This window comes from Microlunatus sp. GCM10028923 (assembly GCF_042666975.1).
Lineage (GTDB): Bacteria > Actinomycetota > Actinomycetes > Propionibacteriales > Propionibacteriaceae > Microlunatus.
The window spans coordinates 171742-193926 of the sequence record NZ_JBHTFF010000008.1 but is presented as its reverse complement, the minus strand read 5'-3'; the positions used below and the strand labels follow the sequence as shown (position 1 = coordinate 193926).

The 22185-nt window shown below is 69.3% G+C and carries 14 protein-coding genes; 9 read left to right on the top strand and 5 right to left on the bottom strand.

The window, feature by feature from the left end:
• Nucleotides 1-240: 240 nt before the first annotated feature.
• From ACFQU4_RS20945 to ACFQU4_RS20930, 4 genes are read right to left on the bottom strand one after another with little or no spacing between them, the layout of a single operon-like run.
• Complete coding sequence (locus ACFQU4_RS20945; RefSeq protein WP_377495523.1) at nucleotides 241-1218, bottom strand: hypothetical protein; 978 nt, start codon at nucleotides 1216-1218, stop codon at nucleotides 241-243.
• Between the two features lie 21 nt (nucleotides 1219-1239).
• On the bottom strand, nucleotides 1240-2229 hold the full coding sequence (locus tag ACFQU4_RS20940; protein WP_377495521.1) for an SIMPL domain-containing protein: 990 nt from the start codon (nucleotides 2227-2229) through the stop codon (nucleotides 1240-1242).
• A gap of 21 nt (nucleotides 2230-2250) precedes the next feature.
• Nucleotides 2251-3411 (bottom strand): hypothetical protein, encoded by a 1161-nt coding sequence (locus ACFQU4_RS20935; protein ID WP_377495519.1) that lies wholly within the window; start codon nucleotides 3409-3411, stop codon nucleotides 2251-2253.
• Nucleotides 3408-4001 carry a SigE family RNA polymerase sigma factor gene (locus ACFQU4_RS20930; RefSeq protein WP_377495517.1) on the bottom strand — a complete coding sequence of 198 codons (594 nt, stop codon included), beginning with the start codon at nucleotides 3999-4001 and terminating at the stop codon, nucleotides 3408-3410. Before ACFQU4_RS20930 ends, ACFQU4_RS20935 begins: the two co-directional genes overlap by 4 nt.
• Nucleotides 4002-4435: 434 nt before the next feature.
• Here ACFQU4_RS20930 and rpoB point away from each other — a divergent pair, with 434 nt between their 5' ends.
• From rpoB to ACFQU4_RS20915, 3 genes are all read left to right on the top strand, one after another.
• Nucleotides 4436-7918 carry a DNA-directed RNA polymerase subunit beta gene (gene rpoB, locus ACFQU4_RS20925; RefSeq protein WP_377495515.1) on the top strand — a complete coding sequence of 1161 codons (3483 nt, stop codon included), beginning with the start codon at nucleotides 4436-4438 and terminating at the stop codon, nucleotides 7916-7918.
• Between the two features lie 88 nt (nucleotides 7919-8006).
• Nucleotides 8007-11864, top strand: a complete 3858-nt coding sequence (locus tag ACFQU4_RS20920) for a DNA-directed RNA polymerase subunit beta' (RefSeq protein WP_377495513.1) — start codon at nucleotides 8007-8009, stop codon at nucleotides 11862-11864.
• 173 nt (nucleotides 11865-12037) lie between these two features.
• Nucleotides 12038-12802: a helix-turn-helix domain-containing protein gene (locus ACFQU4_RS20915; protein WP_377495511.1), complete on the top strand. Its 765-nt coding sequence runs from the start codon at nucleotides 12038-12040 to the stop codon at nucleotides 12800-12802.
• Between the two features lie 6 nt (nucleotides 12803-12808).
• On the opposite strand, the gene ACFQU4_RS20910 is transcribed toward ACFQU4_RS20915, so the two are convergent.
• A complete protein-coding gene (locus ACFQU4_RS20910) occupies nucleotides 12809-13708 on the bottom strand; it encodes an NAD(P)-dependent oxidoreductase (RefSeq protein ID WP_377495509.1) in 900 nt (299 codons plus the stop codon).
• 347 nt (nucleotides 13709-14055) lie between these two features.
• Between ACFQU4_RS20910 and ACFQU4_RS20905 the strand changes: the two genes are divergently transcribed.
• From ACFQU4_RS20905 to ACFQU4_RS20880, 6 genes are read left to right on the top strand one after another with little or no spacing between them, the layout of a single operon-like run.
• Nucleotides 14056-15576 carry an ABC transporter substrate-binding protein gene (locus ACFQU4_RS20905; RefSeq protein WP_377495507.1) on the top strand — a complete coding sequence of 507 codons (1521 nt, stop codon included), beginning with the start codon at nucleotides 14056-14058 and terminating at the stop codon, nucleotides 15574-15576.
• The gene (locus ACFQU4_RS20900) at nucleotides 15573-16511 is read left to right on the top strand and encodes an ABC transporter permease (protein ID WP_377495505.1); all 939 of its coding nucleotides are present in this window, start codon (nucleotides 15573-15575) and stop codon (nucleotides 16509-16511) included. The genes ACFQU4_RS20905 and ACFQU4_RS20900 overlap by 4 nt, the downstream gene beginning before the upstream one ends.
• Complete coding sequence (locus tag ACFQU4_RS20895; RefSeq protein ID WP_377495503.1) at nucleotides 16508-17398, top strand: ABC transporter permease; 891 nt, start codon at nucleotides 16508-16510, stop codon at nucleotides 17396-17398. Before ACFQU4_RS20900 ends, ACFQU4_RS20895 begins: the two co-directional genes overlap by 4 nt.
• Nucleotides 17395-19140, top strand: coding sequence for a dipeptide ABC transporter ATP-binding protein (locus ACFQU4_RS20890; RefSeq protein ID WP_377495501.1), 1746 nt, complete (start codon nucleotides 17395-17397; stop codon nucleotides 19138-19140). Before ACFQU4_RS20895 ends, ACFQU4_RS20890 begins: the two co-directional genes overlap by 4 nt.
• Nucleotides 19133-20542 (top strand): LLM class flavin-dependent oxidoreductase, encoded by a 1410-nt coding sequence (locus ACFQU4_RS20885; protein WP_377495499.1) that lies wholly within the window; start codon nucleotides 19133-19135, stop codon nucleotides 20540-20542. The genes ACFQU4_RS20890 and ACFQU4_RS20885 overlap by 8 nt, the downstream gene beginning before the upstream one ends.
• Nucleotides 20539-22173, top strand: coding sequence for an ABC transporter substrate-binding protein (locus ACFQU4_RS20880; RefSeq protein WP_377495497.1), 1635 nt, complete (start codon nucleotides 20539-20541; stop codon nucleotides 22171-22173). The genes ACFQU4_RS20885 and ACFQU4_RS20880 overlap by 4 nt, the downstream gene beginning before the upstream one ends.
• Nucleotides 22174-22185: the final 12 nt, after the last annotated feature.

Genomic DNA, 22185 nt, shown 5'->3' with positions numbered 1-22185 from the left:
GCTACACCCAGAGAGTTCACCTCCGGGCTTCGGCTCATGGTCTGAGCGCCCGTGTCAGGTCCAAACCGAAGATCTTGCGGTTTCGTGTCGGGCGCACCCACCAGGCCTTCACTGAGTGGACGATTTGGGCGGGTCCAGTGCCGCTGAGGCGCCGTTTTCGTCCACTCGGCGAGTCCTGCTTCCCGGCAGAAGGAGATCCTGCGGTCGCGCGGTGCTCAGTGCGTGTTCGGCACCAGGCTCCTAGAGCCAGCAGCGCTCGAAGAGGGCGAGGCTGCCGCTGCCGAGGATCAGTCCTTGGACCAGGACGGCTCGGCAGGTCTCGGACGTCGCGGTCCGGACCGTCCGGCCGTCGTCGAAGCCGCCGGTCACGATGGGACTGGGGCTGGCACAGCTGCCCTGCCGCAGGATCAGTTCCCGCTGTCCGGCATCGCTCTGCACCCTGAGCACGACGGCAAGTTCCGCCCCCTGATCCTCACCGGCCGGACAGACCGGGCCGTTCCAGACCGGGGCGCGGGCGACGGCGTCGATCAGGCGCTGCGCTTCGGCGCCGGTGATGACCCCGGTGGCCCGGACTCCTTCGTACTCGTACTGGCACAGCGTGATCCGGTCGACCCTCCCCAGCCGGGTGACGTCGCCGGCCGGACTCGGCCGGACCTCGAGGTTGGTGAGGATCGGGTGATCGGGCCGACAGGGCGCGGTGTCGTCGGCCACGGCCGCCGAGTCGACGATCTGCTGGGCCAGCCCGACATCGAGGCTGATCGCGCGCAGCCGCACCGACCCGACGGTACGGATCGCCTCCCAGAACCCGGCCTGGATCCGGTACAGCCCGTCCGGCCGCGGGTCGGGTTCTGGCCACGATCGCGGATCCGCCGAAGCCACGGCGGCGTGATCCCTGATCAAGGAGTCGGGGATGGGGCGGCAGGGGATCGAGAGCCGGAGGGTTGCGCTGCCGAGCATCACGTAAGGCGGTTTCCGGCCGGGCTGCTCCTTCCTACGGCCGCACCAGTCCGGGCCGGGTTCAGAGCCATAGCCCCAATGGGCCGGCACCTGGAACGTGACCTCGCGATACTGCTCGATCCGCCAGTCGTCCGGTGACGCCGCGGCCCGCCGGTCCGTACCGAATCCGAGGGCGACCACGACCACGATCAACGCCAGGGCGACGACCAGGATCAGCGGGCGTCGGCGGCCCGGGTCACGGCGCTGCGGCGAGCCGGTCATGTCCACAGCGTGCCACGGCACTCAGCGTCGCGTGACGCAGCGCGCGAACACGGAGCCACTGCCGCTGTCGATCCGCAGCGGCTCCACCAGCACCGCCCGGCAGGTCTCGGCCGTGGCCGTCCGCACCGTCCGGCCGTCGTCGAACCCGCCGATCACCGGCCCGGCGCCGTTGGAGCAGCCGCCCTGCCGCAGAATCAGCTCGCGCAGCCCGGCGTCGGTGTGCACCCGGAGCACGACCGTGAGATCCGGCCAGTGCCGGTCCTCGTCGGCCGGGCAGCGGGGGCCGTCCCAGACGGGTGCGTCGCCGACGGCCTTGATCAACTTCTGCCCGGCGGCGCCGGCCAGCACTCCGGCGGCCCGGACCCCGCCCGGCCTGGCTGCCCCTCCGAGGTCGTACTGACACAGGGTGATCCGGTCGACCGTTCCGAGCTTCACGGCCGGCTCCGGGCGGAACGCGTGGTCGGTGATCACCGGATGATCGGGCCGGCAGGGCGCGGTGTCGCCGGCCGCCGCCGCCGAATCGGCGATCCGCTGGGCCAGTGTGGCGTCCCGGCTGATCACCCGCAGCCGTACCGAAGCGACGGTGCGGGTCGCCTCCCAGAACCCGTTGCCGATCTCGGTCCGGCCGTCCGGGCGGTCGTAGGGCGGAGTGGTCGGCCAGCTCGAGGTGGAGAGTACGGCGACATGCTCGGTGATCAGGTTGTCCGGCAGCGCGGGGCAGGCGATCTCGAGCCGCGCGCTCGGCTCGCCGAGCGAGACGTACGGTCGGCCGGGCCCGTCATCCGGCAGGCCGTGACCGCACCAGTCCGGCCCGGGCTCGTAGGCGTAGGCCCAGTCGGCGGGCACCCGGAAGGTGACGTCGCGGTACTGCTCGGTCCGCCAGTCGTCCGGCGGCGCGGCGGTGCGCTGACCGAGCCCGGAGCAGCCGGTCAGCACCCCGGTGATGATCATGATCATCACCAGCCGACCGACCATGATCAGCCGGTCACGGCACCTCGTCGAGCCGTTCATGATCGAAGCCTGCCACGACGATCAGCGGCCGGGGACGCAACGGTCGAAGACGGAGCCGCTGCCGGCCTGGATCGACACCGGCGGTACGAACACGGCCGAGCAGGTCGCCTTCGTCGTGGCGTGCACGGTGGTCCCGTCGTCGAACCCGCCGAGCACCGTGTCGCCGCCGGACGGGCAGCCCTGCTGGCGCAGCACGATCTCGTGCAGTCCGGTCGAGCTCTGCACCCGGAGCACGGCGGCGATGTCCAGCCCGCCCTCCGGGTGGGGCGGCGGGTCGCACGCGGCGCTGTCGTTCGCCGGGGCCTTGGCGATCCCGTCGATCAGCCGCTGCGCGTCGTCCCCGGTCAGCTCGGCCGCGGCGCGGAGCCCGGTCCGGCCCTCACCGTTGTCGTACTGACAGACGGCGATCCGGTCCACCACCCCGTAGGTCCGGACGTCGGAGGCCTGCTGCGGCCGCGCTTCCAGGTTCTTGGCGATCGGGTGCTCCGGCCGGCAGGGCGCGTCGTCGCCGGCCTCCCGCGCGGTGTCGGCGATCCGCTGGGCCAGCTCGGCGTCCTTGCTGACCGCCCGCAGCTTCACCGCGCCGACGGTCTTGGTGACCTCCCAGAACCCGTTGCCGAGCTCGAACCGACCGTCGGCCCGCTTGTCGGCCGGCTGGATCGCCGCCACGTGCTCGGTGATCAACGCATCGGGCATCTTCTGGCAGGCGATCGCCGGCAGCACGTCCGGCTGGCCGAGCGCCACGTACGGCTTGCGGTGCTCGGGCCGCGGCGTCTTCCCGTCCGAACCGGCACACCAGGCCGGGCCGGGCTCATAGGCATAGCCCCAGTCGGCCGGCACCTGGAACACCAGCTCCCGGTACTGCTCGGTCCGCCAGCCGCTCGGCGCCGGATCGCCCGGCAGCTTCTCCGGGACCTGCGCGATGGTGGGCTGCCCGGCCGGCTCGATCCCGCGGCCGGTCCCGAACAGGTTCGGCAGCACGACGGCGCCGGCCGCGACGATCAGGACCAGGACCAGCCCGCCGAGGGCGAGCCGGGCGGTGCGGCGGGCGCCGGCCCGGCGGCGAGCCGCGTCGGGATCGAGATCGCCGGGCGTGCGCAGATCCGTCATCGCAGCCCGGAAGGCTGCGGCGGCCCGCGCGTCGTCGGGGGAGTTCGGGTCGTGCTGGGGGGAGTCGTTCATCGGGTCACCTCGTCCGAGGGGGATACGGGATGCGGCGGTTCGGGCAGCTCACCGAGGCGGCCGCGCAGGGCGGCCAGCGCGCGGTGCACGTACGACCTCGCGGTGCTCTCGGTGCAGTGCAGGATCTCGGCGATCTCGACGAACGGCAGGTCGTCGTAGAACCGGAGCACCACCGCGGCCCGCTGCTTGGTCGGCAACGTGCCGAGCAGCTGCCGGGCCACGACGGAGTCGCTGACCGGCCCGGCCGGGTCGCTCGCGGCCCGGTCCGGCGTCTCGACCGGCGGCAGTTCGGCCGCGTCGATCAGGTACTCCCGGCGGGTGAACTTGCGCCACCAGGACACCGTCCGGTTGACGATGACCCGCCGCGCGTATGCGTCCGCGCCGATCGTCCGACCTCCCGGAGCCGGCTCGCGGAGCCGGTTCCAGCGCGGGCAGACCGCGACCAGCGCGTCCTGGACCGCGTCCGCCGCGTCGTGGCCGCTGCCGGTCACCATGTGGGCGAAGCCGAGCAGGGCCGGCCCGCTCGCCGCCACCCACTCGGAGAAGTCCGGCGTCGGGTCGGCTTCCGCTGGTCGCGGCCGTCGAGCCACCGTCGGCACCTCCGTCCTGGTCCCGTCACCGAATGCCTGCGTGCCGATTGGCTGCATGACGTATCCACGCGACAGCCTGTCAGTTCGTTGCACCCGATTCCGGCACCGCGCCGGGCGCCCGTGCTTGGTCGGATGATTTCGTTTTGCGGGCGGCGGTTCTTCCGCTGCGAGCACCGAACCGGGGTATGCTTGGCGGACGCGCTCGATTTGACAGCGCTACTCAGCGCTGCCCGCAGGTGTTTACAAACCGCGGCCGAGTGGTTATGCTGGTTCCTTGCCCTCCGCATACTCGACGACCCGTTGAATTTGACACGGGCCATTCGGCGTGCGCGGAGACCTGAACCTCAACACCATCGACACTGCACGACCTCAACTGAATAGCACCTCGACTCACTCAGCACCGCACCCGCGAGTCTTTCGGAAGGACCCATCTCTTGGCCGCCTCGCGCACTGCCCAGAAGAACCACGTTGTCTCTAACACCGGTCGCATTTCCTTCGCCAAGATCGCCGAGCCCATGGAGGTCCCCGATCTGCTTGACGTGCAGATCGAGTCCTTCGACTGGCTGATCGGCAACGACGCCTGGCAGTCGCGCGTCGGGGAAGCGCTGGACGAGGGACGCACCGACGTCAACACCAAATCGGGGCTGGAGGAGATCTTCGAGGAGATCTCCCCGATCGAGGACTTCTCCCAGACGATGTCACTGTCGTTCCGGGACCACCGCTTCGAACCGCCGAAGAACACGGTGGACGAGTGCAAGGACCGCGACGTGACGTACGCGGCTCCGCTGTTCGTGACTGCGGAGTTCATGAACAACGAGACCGGCGAGATCAAGAGCCAGACCGTCTTCATCGGCGACTTCCCGCTGATGACCGACAAGGGCACCTTCATCATCAACGGCACCGAGCGGGTCGTGGTGTCGCAGCTGGTCCGGTCCCCGGGCGTCTACTTCGAGACGACCGCCGACAAGACGTCGGACAAGGACATCTACACCTGCAAGGTCATTCCGTCCCGCGGCGCCTGGCTCGAGTTCGAGATCGACAAGCGCGACATGGTCGGGGTCCGGCTGGACCGCAAGCGCAAGCAGAACGTCACGGTGCTGCTCAAGGCGCTGGGCTGGACCGACGCCCAGATCCTCGAGGAGTTCGGCGAGTACGAGTCGATGCGGCTCACCCTGGAGAAGGACCACACCTCCACCCAGGACGAGGCCCTGCTCGACATCTACCGCAAGCTCCGCCCGGGCGAGCCGCCGACCCGTGAGGCCGCGCAGGCGCTGCTGGAGAACTACTACTTCAACCCGAAGCGGTACGACCTCGCCAAGGTCGGCCGTTACAAGATCAACAAGAAGCTGGGCCTGGAGCAGCCGTTCGACGCCCAGGTGCTGTCGATCGAGGACATCGTCGCCGCGATCCGCTTCGTCGTCGCGCTGCACGAGGGCAAGGAGACCCTGGACAGCCCGCGCGGTGACCTGGTGGTCGAGGCCGACGACATCGACCACTTCGGCAACCGGCGGCTGCGTACCGTGGGCGAGCTGATCCAGAACCAGCTGCGCACCGGCCTGGGCCGGATGGAGCGCGTGGTCCGGGACCGGATGACGACTCAGGACGTCGAGGCGATCACGCCGCAGACCTTGATCAACATCCGGCCGGTGACGGCGGCGCTGAAGGAGTTCTTCGGCACCTCGCAGCTGTCCCAGTTCATGGACCAGATCAACCCGATCGCCGGGCTGACCCACAAGCGGCGCCTGAACGCGCTCGGCCCGGGTGGTATCTCCCGGGACCGCGCCCAGATGGACGTCCGCGACGTGCACACCTCGCACTACGGCCGGATGTGCCCGATCGAGACGCCGGAAGGCCCGAACATCGGCCTGATCGGCTCCCTGGCGAGCTTCGCCCGGGTCAACTCGTTCGGCTTCGTCGAGACCCCGTACCGCAAGATCGTCGGCGGCAAGGTGACCGACCAGATCGACTACCTCACCGCGGACGAGGAGGACCGGTTCGTCGTCGCGCAGGCCAACGCCAAGCTGACGCCGGAGGGTGCCTTCGCCGAGACCCGGGTGCTGGTCCGCAAGCGGCACGGCGAGACCGACGAGGTCAACGCCGACGAGGTGGACTACATGGACGTCTCGCCGCGCCAGATGGTGTCGGTGGCGACCGCGCTGATCCCGTTCCTCGAGCACGACGACGCGTCCCGCGCGCTGATGGGCTCGAACATGCAGCGGCAGGCGGTTCCGCTGGTCCGTACCGAGGCGCCGCTGGTCGGCACCGGTATGGAGTACCGGGCCGCCGTCGACGCCGGTGACGTGACCGTCGCCGGGCAGGCCGGTGCCGTCACCTCGGTGACCGCCGACCTGATCGACATCGCGTACGACGACGGCACGTACAAGACGTACCGGCTGTCGAAGTTCCGCCGTTCGAACCAGGGCAGCAGCGTCAACCAGCGGCCGCTGGTGAAGGCCGGCGACCGGGTCGAGAAGGGCACGCCGCTGGCCGACGGTCCGTGCACCGACGCGGGCGAGATGGCGCTCGGCAAGAACCTGCTGGTCGCGTTCATGCCGTGGGAGGGCCACAACTACGAGGACGCGATCATCCTCAGCCAGCGGCTGGTCCAGGACGACGTCCTCACCTCGATCCACATCGAGGAGCACGAGGTCGACGCCCGGGACACCAAGCTCGGCGCCGAGGAGATCACCCGCGACATCCCGAATGTCAGCGAAGATCAGCTGGCCGACCTGGACGAGCGGGGCATCATCCGGATCGGTGCCGAGGTCGGCGCCGGCGACGTGCTGGTCGGCAAGGTCACCCCGAAGGGCGAGACCGAGCTGACCCCGGAGGAGCGGCTGCTCCGCGCGATCTTCGGTGAGAAGGCGCGCGAGGTCCGCGACACCTCGATGCGGGTCCCGCACGGCGAGTCCGGCACCGTGATCGGCGTCCGGGTCTTCGACCGGGACAACGACGACGAGCTGTCGCCGGGCGTGAACCAGCTGGTCCGCGTGTACGTGGCGCAGAAGCGGAAGATCTCCGACGGTGACAAGCTCTGTGGCCGGCACGGCAACAAGGGCGTCATCTCCAAGATCCTCCCGGTCGAGGACATGCCGTTCATGGAGGACGGCACCCCGGTCGACATCGTGCTCAACCCGCTCGGCGTGCCGAGCCGGATGAACATCGGCCAGGTGCTGGAGACCCATCTCGGCTGGATCGGCAAGAGCGGCTGGGACATCTCCGAGGCCAAGGGCGAATGGGCCGACCGGCTGCGCGAGGTCGGGCTGGAGCGGGTCGAGCCGAACTCGCGGCTGGCGACGCCGGTGTTCGACGGCGCCACCGAGGAGGAGATCACCGGTCTGCTCAGCAACACCCTGCCCAACCGGGACGGCGTCCGCGTCGTGAACGGCGACGGCAAGGCGAAGCTGTTCGACGGCCGGACCGGCGAGCCGTACCCGGCTCCGGTGGGTGTCGGCTACATGTACATCCTGAAGCTGACCCACATGGTCGACGACAAGCTGCACGCCCGGTCCACGGGTCCGTACTCGATGATCACCCAGCAGCCGCTCGGCGGTAAGGCGCAGTTCGGTGGCCAGCGGTTCGGCGAGATGGAGGTCTGGGCGCTCGAGGCGTACGGCGCCGCGTGGGCCCTGCAGGAGCTGCTGACGATCAAGTCCGACGACGTGCCGGGCCGGGTCAAGGTTTACGAGGCCATCGTCAAGGGCGAGAACATCCCCGAGCCGGGTATCCCGGAGTCCTTCAAGGTTCTGGTGAAGGAGATGAAGTCGCTCTGCCTGAACGTCGAGGTGCTGTCCAGTGACGGCAGCACGGTCGAACTGAGGGATTCGGAAGAGGACAACTACCGGGCCAGCGACGAGTTCGGCATCGACCTTTCGCGTCGGCCGGGCGAGTCCCTCAGCGGAGTCGAAGAGGTCTGATCCCTGCGCGACCCGTACCGGCTCAGGTCGGTGCGGGTCGGCACCAACGGCGAAGTAAACGAGCTACAGAAGAGAAGAGATAAACAACGTGCTCGACGTGAACTTCTTTGATGAGATCCGGATCGGCCTGGCGACCGCTGACGACATTCGTACCTGGTCGCACGGCGAGGTCAAGAAGCCGGAGACCATCAACTACCGCACGCTCAAGCCGGAGCGTGACGGGCTGTTCTGCGAGAAGATCTTCGGTCCCACCCGGGACTGGGAGTGCTACTGCGGCAAGTACAAGCGGGTTCGGTTCAAGGGCATCATCTGTGAGCGCTGTGGCGTCGAGGTGACCCGGTCCAACGTCCGGCGGGACCGGATGGGCCACATCGAACTGGCCGCTCCGGTCACCCACATCTGGTACTTCAAGGGTGTCCCGTCCCGGCTGGGCTACCTGCTCGACATCGCGCCGAAGGACCTGGAGAAGGTCATCTACTTCGCCGCGTACATGATCACCGAGGTCGACGTCGACGGCCGGCACCGCGATCTGTCCTCGCTCGAGGCCAAGATCGACGTCGAGCGCAAGCAGCTCGAGGGCCGCCGCGACTCCGACATCGAGAACCGGATGCGCAAGCTCGAAGAGGACATGGGCGCGCTGGAGGCCGAGGGCGCCAAGGCCGACGCGAAGCGCAAGGTCCGCGAGGGCGCCGAGCGCGAGGTCAAGCAGCTGCGTGACCGCGCCCAGCGCGAGCTGGACCGGCTGGACGCCGTCTGGGACCGGTTCAAGAACCTCAAGGTCCAGGACCTCGAGGGCGACGAGGTGCTCTACCGGGAGATGAAGACCCGGTTCGGCAAGTACTTCTCGGGCTCGATGGGCGCCCAGGCGATCAAGAAGCGGCTGGAGACCTTCGACCTGCAGGCCGAGGCGCTCAATCTGAAGGACACCATCCAGAACGGCCGCGGGCAGCGCAAGACCCGGGCCCTGAAGCGGCTCAAGGTCGTCTCGGCGTTCCTCACCACGAAGAACAGCCCGGCCGGCATGGTGCTCGACTGCGTCCCGGTGATCCCGCCGGAACTGCGGCCGATGGTCCAGCTCGACGGTGGCCGGTTCGCCACCTCCGACCTGAACGACCTGTACCGCCGGGTGATCAACCGGAACAACCGGCTGAAGCGCCTTCTTGATCTTGGTGCGCCGGAGATCATCGTCAACAACGAGAAGCGGATGCTGCAGGAGGCCGTCGACTCGCTGTTCGACAACGGCCGCCGCGGCCGTCCGGTCACCGGCCCGGGCAACCGGCCGCTGAAGTCGATCTCCGACATGCTCAAGGGCAAGCAGGGCCGGTTCCGGCAGAACCTGCTCGGTAAGCGCGTCGACTACTCGGGTCGTTCCGTGATCGTCGTCGGCCCGCAGCTGAAGCTGCACCAGTGCGGTCTGCCGAAGGCGATGGCGCTGGAGCTGTTCAAGCCGTTCGTGATGAAGCGGCTGGACGACCTGAACCACGCCCAGAACATCAAGTCCGCCAAGCGGATGGTGGAGCGGCAGCGTCCGGTCGTCTGGGACGTCCTGGAAGAGGTCATCGCCGAGCACCCGGTGCTGCTGAACCGCGCACCGACCCTGCACCGGCTGGGCATCCAGGCGTTCGAGCCGCAGCTGATCGAGGGCAAGGCCATCCAGATCCACCCGTTGGTCTGTACGGCCTTCAACGCCGACTTCGACGGTGACCAGATGGCGGTGCACCTGCCGCTGGGCGCCGAGGCGCAGGCCGAGGCCCGGATCCTGATGCTGTCGACGAACAACATCCTGAAGCCGGCCGACGGCCGGCCGGTGACCATGCCGACCCAGGACATGATCATCGGGATGTACTTCCTGACCATGCAGGCGGACGAGGCGGTGGGCGCGGGCCGCGTGATCTCCTCGATCGCCGAGGGTCTGATGGCCTCCGACCACGGCAACCTGCACGTGCAGGCCCCGATCCGGATCCGGCTCTCCGGGATCACCCCGGAGGACGGTCAGGAGCTGCGTGCCGACGGCACCATCCTGCTCGAGACCACGCTGGGCCGGGCCCTGTTCAACGAGGCGCTGCCGGCGGACTACCCGTACGTCAACTACGAGGTGGGCAAGAAGCAGCTGGGCCAGATCATCAACGATCTCGCCGAGCGCTACCCGAACGTCGTGGTGGCCAACTGCCTGGACGCGCTGAAGGATCTCGGCTTCCACTGGGCCACCCGGTCCGGGGTCACCGTGTCCATCGGCGACGTCGAGACCCCGCCGGACAAGCCGGAGATCATCGCCGCGTACGAGGAGCGGGCCGCCAAGATCGACAAGCAGTACGATCGCGGCCTGATCACCGAGGACGAGCGGCGCCAGGAACTGATCGAGATCTGGACCGACGCTCTGAGCAAGGTCGGCATGGCGATGGAGAAGAACTTCACCAAGACCAACCCGATCTTCATGATGGTCGACTCGGGTGCCCGCGGAAACATGGTGCAGATGCGCCAGATCGCGGCCATGCGAGGCCTGGTGGTGAACCCGAAGGGCGAGATCATCCCGCGGCCGATCAAGGCGAACTTCCGCGAGGGTCTGTCCGTGCTGGAGTACTTCATCTCCACCCACGGTGGTCGTAAGGGCCAGGCCGACACCGCGCTGCGGACCGCCGACTCGGGTTACCTGACCCGGCGTCTGGTGGACGTCAGCCAGGACGTGATCATCCGCGAGGAGGATTGCGGCACCGAGCGCGGCCTGAACAAGATCATCGCGGAGCAGATCGACGGCAAGCTGGTCGTCGACGAGCACGCCGAGACCGCTGTCTACGCCCGGACCCTGGCGACCGATGTCACCGGACCGGACGGCGACGTGCTGCTCGCCGCGGGCACCGACCTGGGCGACGTGAACATCGCCAAGCTGGTCGAGGCCGGGGTGAGCACGGTCAAGGTGCGCAGCGTCCTCACCTGTGAGGCGATCACCGGCACCTGTGCCATGTGCTACGGCCGCTCGCTGGCCGCCGGCAAGCTGGTCGACGTCGGCGAGGCCGTGGGTATCGTCGCGGCCCAGTCCATCGGCGAGCCCGGCACCCAGCTGACGATGCGTACCTTCCACACCGGTGGTGTGGCCGGTGACGACATCACGCAGGGTCTGCCGCGTGTCCAGGAGCTGTTCGAGGCCCGCGTCCCGAAGGGCAAGGCGCCGATCGCCGAGGCCGCCGGCCGCGTCGAGATCGTCGACGGGGACCGGTCCAAGAAGATCGTCGTCACGCCGGACGACGGCTCGGAGCCGACCGAGTACACGGTCACCCGCCGGGCCCGGTTGCTGGTCGAGGACGGGGAGCGGGTCACGGTCGGGCAGCAGCTCACCGCCGGCACCGCCGACCCGCAGGACGTGCTCCGGATCCTCGGTGTCCGCAAGGTGCAGGAGCACCTGGTGGACGAGGTCCAGTCGGTCTACCGGACCCAGGGCGCGCCGATCCACGACAAGCACATCGAGGTCATCATCCGGCAGATGCTGCGCCGGGTGACGGTGATCGAGTCGGGCGACGCGAACCTGCTCGCCGGTGACCTGGTCGACCGCCTGATGTACGAGGCGGAGAACCGGAAGGTCGTCGCCGAGGGCGGCACCCCGGCCTCCGGTCGCCCGGTCCTGATGGGCATCACCAAGGCGTCGCTGGCCACCGATTCGTGGCTGTCGGCGGCGTCCTTCCAGGAGACCACCAAGGTCCTCACCGACGCGGCGATCCACGGCAGGTCGGACTCGCTGGTCGGCCTGAAGGAGAACGTGATCCTGGGCAAGCTGATCCCGGCCGGCACCGGCCTGGACCGGTACCGCAACATCCGGGTCGAGCCGACCGAGGAGGCGAAGGCTCAGGCGTACTCGATGGTCGGGTACGACCCCTTCGACTACGACTTCGGCTCCGGTTCCGGTGCCGCGGTCCCGCTCGAGGACTACGACCTGGGCAGCGACTACCGCTGATTCCGTCGAACCCAAGGAACGCCCCTTCCGGACCTGTCCGGGAGGGGCGTTTCCCTTTCCCGCCAGGGCGGACGCGGAATCATCGGCGGCGAGGCGGGGATGGGGGCGTGGAGAGTACGGAGCGCAGGACCGACTCGGGCTTTCGGTTCCGGGCCGGGGCGGGCGGACGAGCCGTGGAACGGTGGGCGGTGTCCCTGGACTCGGTGGCCTACTCGCGGCACCGCCACGAGAGCTACGCCATCGGGGTGACCCGTTCCGGCGTGCAGCGGTTCTTCTACCGCGGTGCTCACTGGACCGGGCTGCCGGGCGAGTGGCACGTGCTGCATCCCGACGAGATTCACGACGGCATGCCCGGTGACGGCAGCGGCCTGGGCTACCGGATCTTCTACCTCGATCCGGCCGCGGTGCTGGCGGCCGGTCCGACCGGCAGGCTGCCGTTCGTGGCCGATCCGCTGGTCCGGCCGGACCGGGTGCCGGCGTCGGCGGTGGAGCTGTTGGACGGGCTCGACGAGCCGATCGAGGAACTGCGCGAGATCGAGTTGATCGCCGACCTGGCCCAGCTGCTGACCGAGCTCTCCGACGGCCGGCGGCCGCGGGCCGAGGCGCGTCCCGATCAGCCCGCCGTCGGCCGCGTCGCGGCGCTCCTGCAGGAGGAGCCGGAACGGTCGCACACCGGACCGGAGCTGGAGTCGCTCTCCGGCCTGAGCCGCTGGTCGCTCGCCCGCCAGTTCCGGGCCGCCGTCGGGGTGAGCCCGAGCCGGTACCGGCTGGCCTGCCGGGTTCGCCGGGCCCAGCAGTTGATCTTGTCCGGCGCCGGCCTGGCCGGCGCCGCCGCCCAGGCCGGGTTCAGCGACCAGGCGCACCTGACCCGCGCCTTCCGTTCCGTGCAAGGCATCACGCCCGGTCGCTGGCGTACCGGAGTGACGGCCGGCCACTAGCGGCGATCACCGGGACAGCGCCCCGGTCTCGGAGCGGGCCGCGATTGCCTTGATCACCGCGGCCATGTCCTGGTCCGGGAGGCCGAGCGCGACGGCCTCCCGGAACAGCACCCGGCAGTCCCTCAGCAGGGGATCGGCCGCGCCCGACGCGACAGCCGCGTCGTGGACGAGATCGCAGTTCTTCAGGACGTCCGCGATCGCAGCCTGAGCAGGGAAGTCGCCGGCGACCAGCAGCGCCGCCTTGCCCCGGGAGACCGCGGAGGCCATCGGGCCGGCGTCCAGGATGTCGCGGAGCAGGCCGGGGTCGAGCTGGTTGCGCAGGGCGAACTGGAAGGACTCGGCCAGCCCCGTGACCATCGTGATCAAGAAGATGTTCACGGCCAGCTTCATGCTCAGCGCGCCCGGTATCGGGCCGCAGTCGAAGCGCTGGGCGCACATCGCGTCGATCACCGGCGCCACCCCGGCCACCGCCGACGGTTCGCCGGCGAGCATCGCCACCAGCGTGCCCTCGGTCGCGGGGCCCCGGGAGCCGGAGACCGGCGCCTCCACGTACTGCCCGCCGGCCGCGGTCACCTCGGCGGCCAGCGCGCTCGAGAAGCCGGGCGAGAACGTACCCATCTGGACCACGATCCGGTCCCGGACCAGCGCGGCGAACGCGGTCGTGCCGCGCCGCAGCACGGTGTCCACCGCCGGCTCGTCGGCGAGCATCAGGATGATCATGCGGCAGCGGGAGAACACCTCGGCGACGTCCGAGGCGACCGTGGCTCCTTCCGCCGCCAGCTGTGTCGCGGGCTCCGGTGATCGATTCCAGACCACCAGCGGGTGGCCGGCGCGAAGCAGGTTCAGGGCCATCGGCCGTCCCATGATCCCGAGGCCGATGAAGCCGATCGGTGCGTTGTCGTCCATGCCTGGGACGGTAGGGGCCGACCCCGCCCGCAGTCTTGAACGCCTGTGCGGCCTGGTCAGCCGAAGCCTGCGACGTCCTCCCTTCCGCCCCTGCCAAGGCCTGCCCCGCGTCCGTGTTCGCGGAGTGGGACGCGAACGAAAAGAACAATCCCTACCTGAATAATAGGTAATGCAAGAAGCTCGGCAGCGTCGCCGACGGGGAATGATCTTGGGGAGGCGTTGTGGGGGTACGGGCACGCGGAGCGTGGGGGACGGTCGTTCTCGGGCTGGTGTTGATCTTGGTGTCGGCGTGCACCCAGAGTGCCGGTGCGCCGGGAGCGGCCGGTCCGAGGTCCGACGGATCCCCGGTGGCCGGCGGAACACTGCGGATGTCGATCTCGGCCGAGCCGGGCTGCCTGGACGCGCACGCGATCTCGGCGACGCAGCAGGCGCTGCTCGGCCGGATCCTGTACGACACGCTGACCACGATCGACCCGGACGGCAACGTCGCTCCCTATCTGGCCGAGTCCTGGAAGATCGGCAACGACGGCAAGCGGTACACGTTCAAGCTCCGCAAGGGTGTGACGTTCTCCGACGGGTCGGCCTGGAACGCCGAGGCGCTCAAGATCAACTTCGAGCACATGCGGGACCCGAAGACCAAGTCGCCGCTGGCCGCGGCCTACATCGCCCCGTACGTCGACTCGACCGTGATCGACGAGTACACGCTCCAGGTCGATCTCGCGTACGCGTACACGCCGTTCCTGGACAACCTGGCCCAGTCCTGGCTGGCGATCCTGTCACCGAAGGCGATCAAGGAATCGCCGGAGACGCTGTGTGATCAGCCGGTCGCGTCCGGACCGTACGTGCTGGAGAGCTATCAGCGGCAGCAGAGCATCAGCTACGTCAAGCGACCCGACTACGACTGGGCGCCGTCCTGGCTGAAGCACGACGGCCCGGCCCTGATCGACCGGATCGAGATCGAGGTGGTCGCCGAGCCGGTGGTGCGGTTCAACTCGCTGGTCAGCGGGCAGTACGACCTCACCGAGGCCGCTCCGCCGCAGAACGCCGCGGCGATCCAGGCCAACCCCGACCTCGTCTACGAGAACCTGGTCCGGACCGGCAATCCGTGGATCCTGCACTTCAACCTGTCCCGGGCGCCGTTCGATGATCTTCGGGTCCGGCAGGCGTTCGTCGCCGCGGTCAACGTACCGGCGATCACCCAGAGCCTCGGCTTCGGCACCTTCCAGGTGAAGGACAACTACCTCGCCACCCCGACCAAGTACTACGACAAGACCAGCGAGGGATCGTTCGGCTACGACGTGGATCGGGCCAACGCCCTGTTGGACGCGGCCGGCTGGACCGGGCGGGACGCCGACGGGTTCCGGACCAAGGACGGCCGTCGGCTGACCGTCGCCGCGCCGACCGCGGAGGCGTCCACGCCTTCGCCGCAGCTGGTCCAGGTTCAGGGCGAGGTGAAGAAGGTCGGCATCGACCTGCAGATCGTCCAGCTGCCGCAGGCCCAGGTCACCGAGCGGCGCTACTCGGGCGACTACGACCTGCTCGGCGGCGTCTGGCACACCAACACGCCGGACATCCTGTTCATCCGCTACCACTCCTCGGAGATCTCCGGGAAGCGGATCGGTCAGAACTCGTCGTACCTGAAGGATGATCAACTCGACCGGATCCTGCTGGCGGCCCGGGAGACGCCGGACGGACCGAAGGCGGCGGAACTGTACGGGCAGGCGCAACACCGGCTGCTGGAGCTGGTACCCGGCCTGCCGCTGTACGAGAACCACAGCCAGTGGGCCTACCACCGCAAGGTGCACGGCATCGCGATCGACACCTCGCACCCGATCCCGGTCTTCACCACCGCCTGGATCGCACCATGATCGGCAGCGTGGCCAGGCGGGTCGGCACCCGGCTCGCGCTGGCGATCCTGGTGCTCTGGGGCGCGGCGACGCTGTCCTTCATCGCGCTGCACCTGACCGCGGGCGATCCGGCGCTGGCGATCCTGGGCGGCCCGGACGCGCGGCCCACCCAGGAGGTCCTTGATCAGGTCCGGCTCGAGTACGGCCTCAACGATCCGGTGATCTTGCAGTACCTGCGCTACCTGGGCCGGCTCGCCACCGGCGACTTCGGTCAGTCCTATCAGCTGCGGATCGGGGTGCTGGCCGCGATCACCGAGCAGATCGGTGCCACGGCGCAGCTGGCGATCACCGCCGGGGTGCTGGCGGTGATCAGCTCGGTCGCGCTGGCGCTGCTCACCGCGCACCGGCGGCCCTGGATCCGGTCGCTGTCCTCGGGAACGGAGGTGGTGCTCGCCTCGACGCCGACCTTCATCATCGGATTCGCGTTGTTGATCGTCTTCGCGTTCACGTTCCGGGTGTTCCCGATCGGCGGCAACAACGGGGTGCCGGCGCTGATCCTGCCGGCCGCGACGCTCGCCCTGTCGGTGATCGGGACGCTCACCCAGGTACTCCGCAACGAACTCGAGGACGTGTTGGAGCAGCCGTTCATCCTGACCGCACGCACCCGCGGGCTGCGCGACTCGGCGGTCCGGGTGAAGCATGCGCTGCGGCACGCGGCCATCCCGACGATCACCATGTCCGGCTTCCTGGTCGCCGCCCTGCTCGGCGGCTCGGTGATCACCGAGACCCTGTTCGCCCGGCAGGGTGTCGGGACCCTGCTGTTGAACGCCGTGTACGCCAAGGACATCCCGCTGGTGCTCGGTGTCGTGATCTTGTCCGCCGGCGTGTACGTCGTGGTGAACCTGATCGTCGATCTCGCCTACACCGCCGTCGATCCGAGAGTGGTGACCGCATGACCACAAGTGCGCAACTGGATGATCAACTCGTCGCCGAGCCGGTGACAGCGGCGAGTCGCTTCGACCTGCCCCGCTGGCGGGAGCTGCGGCCCGGCCTCACCCTCGCTGTGGCCTTCCTGGCGCTGCTGCTGGCCGCGGTCCTGGCACCCGGCCTGCTGGCGCCGCACGACCCGCTGGCGGTCGATCCGGCGCGCAGCTTCCTGGCGCCCGGCGGTGATCATCTGCTCGGCACGGACGAGTCCGGCCGGGACGTCCTGTCCCGGATGATCCATGGCGCCCGGCTGTCTCTCATGATCGGGATCTCGGCGACCGTGATCGCCGTGGCCGGCGGCACCCTGCTCGGGCTGCTCGCCGGACTGTCGCACCGGATCTTCGAGGCGGCGGTGATGCGGTTCATCGACGTCGCGCTGGCGGTGCCGGAACTGCTGCTGGCTCTGGTCGTGATCACCCTGCTCGGCGGCGGCACCCAGAACGCCATCTGGGCGCTCGGCATCGGCGGGATCCCGTACTACGCACGGATGGTGCGGGCCCAGGCTCACGTGGTCCGGCGGGCCACCTATGTGGAGGCGGCGACCGCGCTGGGCCTGCCGCGGTGGCGGGTCATCGTCCGGCACATCCTGCCGAACTCGATCAAGCCGGTGTTGATCTTGGCCACGATCGGGGTCGGCGCGGCGATCGGCGCCGGGGCGTCACTGAGCTTCCTCGGCCTCGGTGCGGCGCCGCCGAGCCCGGAGTGGGGTGCGACCCTCTCGGTGGGCCGGAACTTCATCTCCAACGCGCCCTGGCTGGTCGTCGTGCCGGCCGTGACGCTCACCCTGACCGTCGTCTCGATCACCGTGGTCGGCCGCGAACTGCGCCGCCGTTCCGAGGGGAGGACGGGGCGATGAGCACCTCCGGAACAGCGGCCGGCGTCGCGGTGCAGGTGGCGAACCTCTCGGTGACCTTCGGCGCCGGGCGCCGGTTGCGGACCGTGGTCCGCAACCTGTCCTTCGAGATTGCCGACGGGGAGGCGCTGGCGCTGGTCGGCGAGTCCGGTTCCGGCAAGAGCGTCACCGCACGCACCCTGGTCGGGTTGACCGGGGCCGGTTCGCGGGTGACCGCCGATGCGCTCCGGTTCGGCGGCGAGGACCTGACCCGCTATTCGGGTCGCGACTGGCGCCGGCTCCGCGGCGCGCGGATCGGCTTCGTCCTGCAGGACGCGCTGGCGTCGCTGGACGGACTGCGGCCGGTCGGCCGGGAGATCGCCGAACCACTCGCCCTGCACACGGACCTGTCCAAGTCCCAGCGGCAGGCCCGGGTGATCGAACTGCTCGCCTCCGTCGGTGTGCCGGAGCCCGAGGTCCGCGCGAAGCAGTACCCGCACCAGCTGTCCGGTGGCCTGCGCCAGCGGGCTCTGATCGCCTCCGCGCTCGGTGCCGGACCGGACTTCCTGATCGCCGACGAGCCGACCACGGCCCTGGACACCACCATCCAGAAGCAGATCCTCGACCTGTTCGGCACGCTCAAGGAGGACGGCCGGGCGATGCTCGTGGTCAGTCATGATCTTGCCGTCGTCGCCCGGATCGCCGACCGCGTCGCCGTGATGCGGAGCGGCGAGATCGTCGAGACCGGTTCCGTCGAGGCGGTGTTGCAGGATCCGCGGCATCCGTACACGAAGGCTCTGCTGGCCGCCGTCCCGTCGGCCCACACCCGCGGCACCCGCCTTGCGGCTGCATCGCTCCCTGAGCCTGTCGAAGGGCAGACCACGAGATCGGGCCCGGCCCTTCGACAAGCTCAGGGAACGGAGGTGCGACAAGCTCAGGGAACGGAGGTGCGGCGGGCTCAGGGCGCGGAGAGCGGACCGGTGATCGAGGTACGGGACGTGATCAAGACGTTCGACGGGCCGGACGGTGATCGCCGGACCGCGGTCGACGGGGTCTCCTTCACCGTGGCGCCGGGGGAGACGCTCGGCCTGGTCGGCGAGTCCGGGTCCGGCAAGACGACGGCGGCCCGGATCGTGCTCGGCCTGGAACGGCCGGACCAGGGTCAGGTGTTGATCAAGGGCCGGAGCTGGTCGGACCTGAGCCGGCTGGACCGGCGGCGCACCCACCGTTCGCTCGGCGTGATCTACCAGGATCCGTTGAGCTCGTTCGATCCGCGGTATCCGGTGGGCCGGGTGATCGGTGAGGCGATCGGCCGGGGGCCGGGCCGGCGAGACCGGCGGCGCCGGGTGGCCGAGCTGCTCGACCAGGTCGGGCTCGACGCCGGCTTCCATGATCGCCGGCCGATCGAGCTGTCCGGCGGCGAGCGGCAGCGGGTGGCGATCGCCCGGGCGCTGGCCCCGCGGCCGGACGTGATCGTCTGCGACGAACCGGTGTCGGCGCTCGACGTCTCGGTGCAGGCCCAGGTCCTCGACCTGCTGGTCGACCTGCAGTCCGAGCTCGGACTCGCGTACCTCTTCATCTCCCACGATCTCGGCGTGGTGCACCACCTCGCCGACCGCGTGGTCGTGCTCAAGGACGGGTCGGTGGTCGAGCACGGCGACGTGGAAACGATCTTCACCGAACCGCAGGCCGAGTACACCCGGCTGCTCCTGAGCGCCATCCCGCGGCTCGACACGACTCCGAAGGAAGCCCCGCTCCATGCCTGATCAGATCCACCTCAACCTGTTCGAGATGAACACGCCCGGGCACATCTCCCACGGACTGTGGACTCATCCGGACAACAACCGGCACCGGTTCAACGAGCTCTCCTTCTGGACCGAGCTGGCCCAGATCCTGGAGGCCGGGCTGTTCGACGCGGTCTTCATCGCCGACGTGATCGGCGCCTACGACGGCTACCGCGGCGGGCCGGAGACGGCGCTCCGCGAGGGCGTGCAGATCCCCAACAACGATCCGCTGCTGGTGGTCCCGGCGATGGCCGCGGCGACCAGGCACCTCGGCTTCGCGGTCACCTTCTCGACCTCGTACGAGCCGCCGTTCGCCTGGGCCCGCCGGCTCAGCACCGTTGATCATCTGACCGCCGGCCGGATCGGCTGGAACGTCGTGACCTCCTATCTGCCCAACGCGGCCAGGAACTTCGGCCTGGCCGACGAGATCGAGCACGACTACCGCTACCGGATCGCCGACGAGTATCTCGACGTCACCTACAAGCTCTGGGAGGGATCCTGGGACGACGACGCGGTCCGGCTGGACCGGGACCACCGTGTCTACACGGACCCGGCGAAGGTCCGCTACATCAACCACGCCGGTGATCATTACCGGGTCGCCGGCCCGCACCTGAGCGAACCCTCACCACAGCGGACGCCGGTGATCTTCCAGGCCGGCGTGTCGGACGCCGGCCGGGCGTTCGCCGCGAAGCATGCCGAGGCCGTGTTCCTCGGCGGCCGTACCGTCGAAGATCTCCGGCACAACGTCGAGGACATCAAGGCCAAGGCTGAGGGGTACGGGCGCGGCCGGGACGCGGTCCGGTTCTTCCCCGGCGCCGCGGTGATCGTCGGCCGCAACGACGACGAGGTGGCCCGCAAGGTCGCCGAGTACGAGCAGCTGCGCAGCATCGAGGGCCACCTGGCCCATGCGGGCGCCGGGCTGGACTGGGCGGCCTACGACCGGTCGGAGCGGTTGGCCGACATCATCGCCCGCAAGGATCCCGGCTTCGAACGGATCAGCCGGCGCTACGACCCGGAGACCACCGTCGGCGAGGTGATCGACCGGATGAGCAAGATCAGCCGCGGCGCGTTCTTCGTCGCCGGCACGCCCAAGGAGGTCGCCGACGCGCTGATCGACTGGACCGACAAGTCCGGCGTGCACGGCTTCAACCTGCGCCAGTTCCTCACCCCGGGCACCGCCGAGGACATCGCCACCCTGCTGATCCCGGAACTCCAGCGGCGCGGCCGTTACCGGGAGTCCTACCAGGACGGCGAAACCCTGCGGGAGCGGCTGTTCGGCGCCGGCCGGGCCCGGCTGCCGGAGACCCACCCCGGCGCCCGCTACCGGGATCCCGCCGTCCAGGCGAAGGCCGGCTTCACGACCGAGAAGGTGATCGCGCAGTGAAAACACAGTATCGCGGGTTGGTCGCGTTGGTGATCTTGGTCGTGCTGACCTTGATCACCGGCTGCACCGGGACCGGTGCCTCCGCCCAGCCGGAGGACGGCACGCCGAAGTCCGGCGGGACCCTGAAGTTCTCCATGTCCGGCGACCCGCTCTGCCTGGACGGGCACGCCATCTCCTCCGGCCTGAACCAATTCCTCGGCCGGATCGCGTACGACACCGTGACGACGCTGGACCGCGACGGTAACCCGGCGCCCTACCTGGCCGAGTCCTGGAAGATCAGCGACGACGGGAAGACGTACACCTTCACCCTGCGCGAGGGCGTCACCTTCTCCGACGGCGAGCCGTGGGACGCCGAGGCCTTCAAGATCAACCTCGAGCACATGCGGGACCCGCGGACGAAGTCGCCGCTGGCCGCCGCCTACATCGCCCCGTACGACGACGCGACGGTGATCGACGACCGGACGCTGGAGGTCCGGCTGGCCTATCCGTACACGCCGTTCACCTATGTGCTGGCTCAGTCCTGGCTCGGCATGCTGTCCCCGAAGGCGATCAAGGAAAGCCCGGAGACCCTGTGCGACCAGCCGATCGCGAGCGGTCCGTTCGTCGTCGAGAGCTACCAGCGCAACTCCAAGATCGTCTACACGAAGCGGACCGGCTACGACTGGGCGCCGGACTGGCTCGAGCACGACGGCGAGGCCTACCTGGACCGGATCGAGATCGACATCGTGCCCGAACCGGTGGTCCGCTACAACGCCCTGATCAGCGGGCAGTACCAGCTGACCGACCTGGTCCCGGCCCAGAACGCGCAGGCGCTGGCGGGCAACCCCGACTTCCGGTTCGAGAACCTGACCCGGACCGGGCACCCGAACGCGGTCTGGTTCAACCTGTCCCGGGCCCCGTTCGATGATCTTCGCGTTCGGCGCGCGTTCGTGGCGGCGGTGGATGTGCCGGCGATCGCGCAGGCCGTCGGCTTCGGCTTCTCTCCGGTCAAGGACAACTACCTGGCCTCGAACTCGAAGTACTACGACAAGACGGCGGAGGGCGTCCTCCGCTACGACCCCGACCTGGCCAACCGGCTGCTGGATCAGGCCGGCTGGACGGAACGGGACGCCGACGGCTACCGGACCAAGGGTGGCAAGCGACTCAGCGTCGCGCTGCCGACCACGGAGAGTGCCACGCCCAGCCCGCAACTGGTGCAGATCCAGGGCCAGGTGAAGGCGGCCGGGATCGAGCTGCGGATCGAGCAGCTGCCGCAGGCCCAGGTGACCGAGCGCCGCTATTCGGGCGACTACGACCTGACCAGCGGCTACTGGCACACCAACACCACCGACGTGCTCTACATCCGCTACCACTCCTCGGAGATCACCGGCGAGCGGATCGGCCAGAACGCCTCCTACCTGTCCGACCCGAAGCTTGATCAACTCCTGGAGCGGGCCCGGCGCACTCCGGACGGGCCGGCGGCCGAGAAGCTCTACCACCAGGCGCAGCACCGGCTGGTGGAGCTGGTGCCGGCGCTGCCGCTCTGGGAGGCCAACGCCCAGTGGGCCTACAGCACGAAGCTGCGCGGCGTCGCCGTGGACACCTCACATCCGCAACCGGTGCTGACCGGCGCCTGGCTGGCCGGCCAGTGATCGACAACCAGA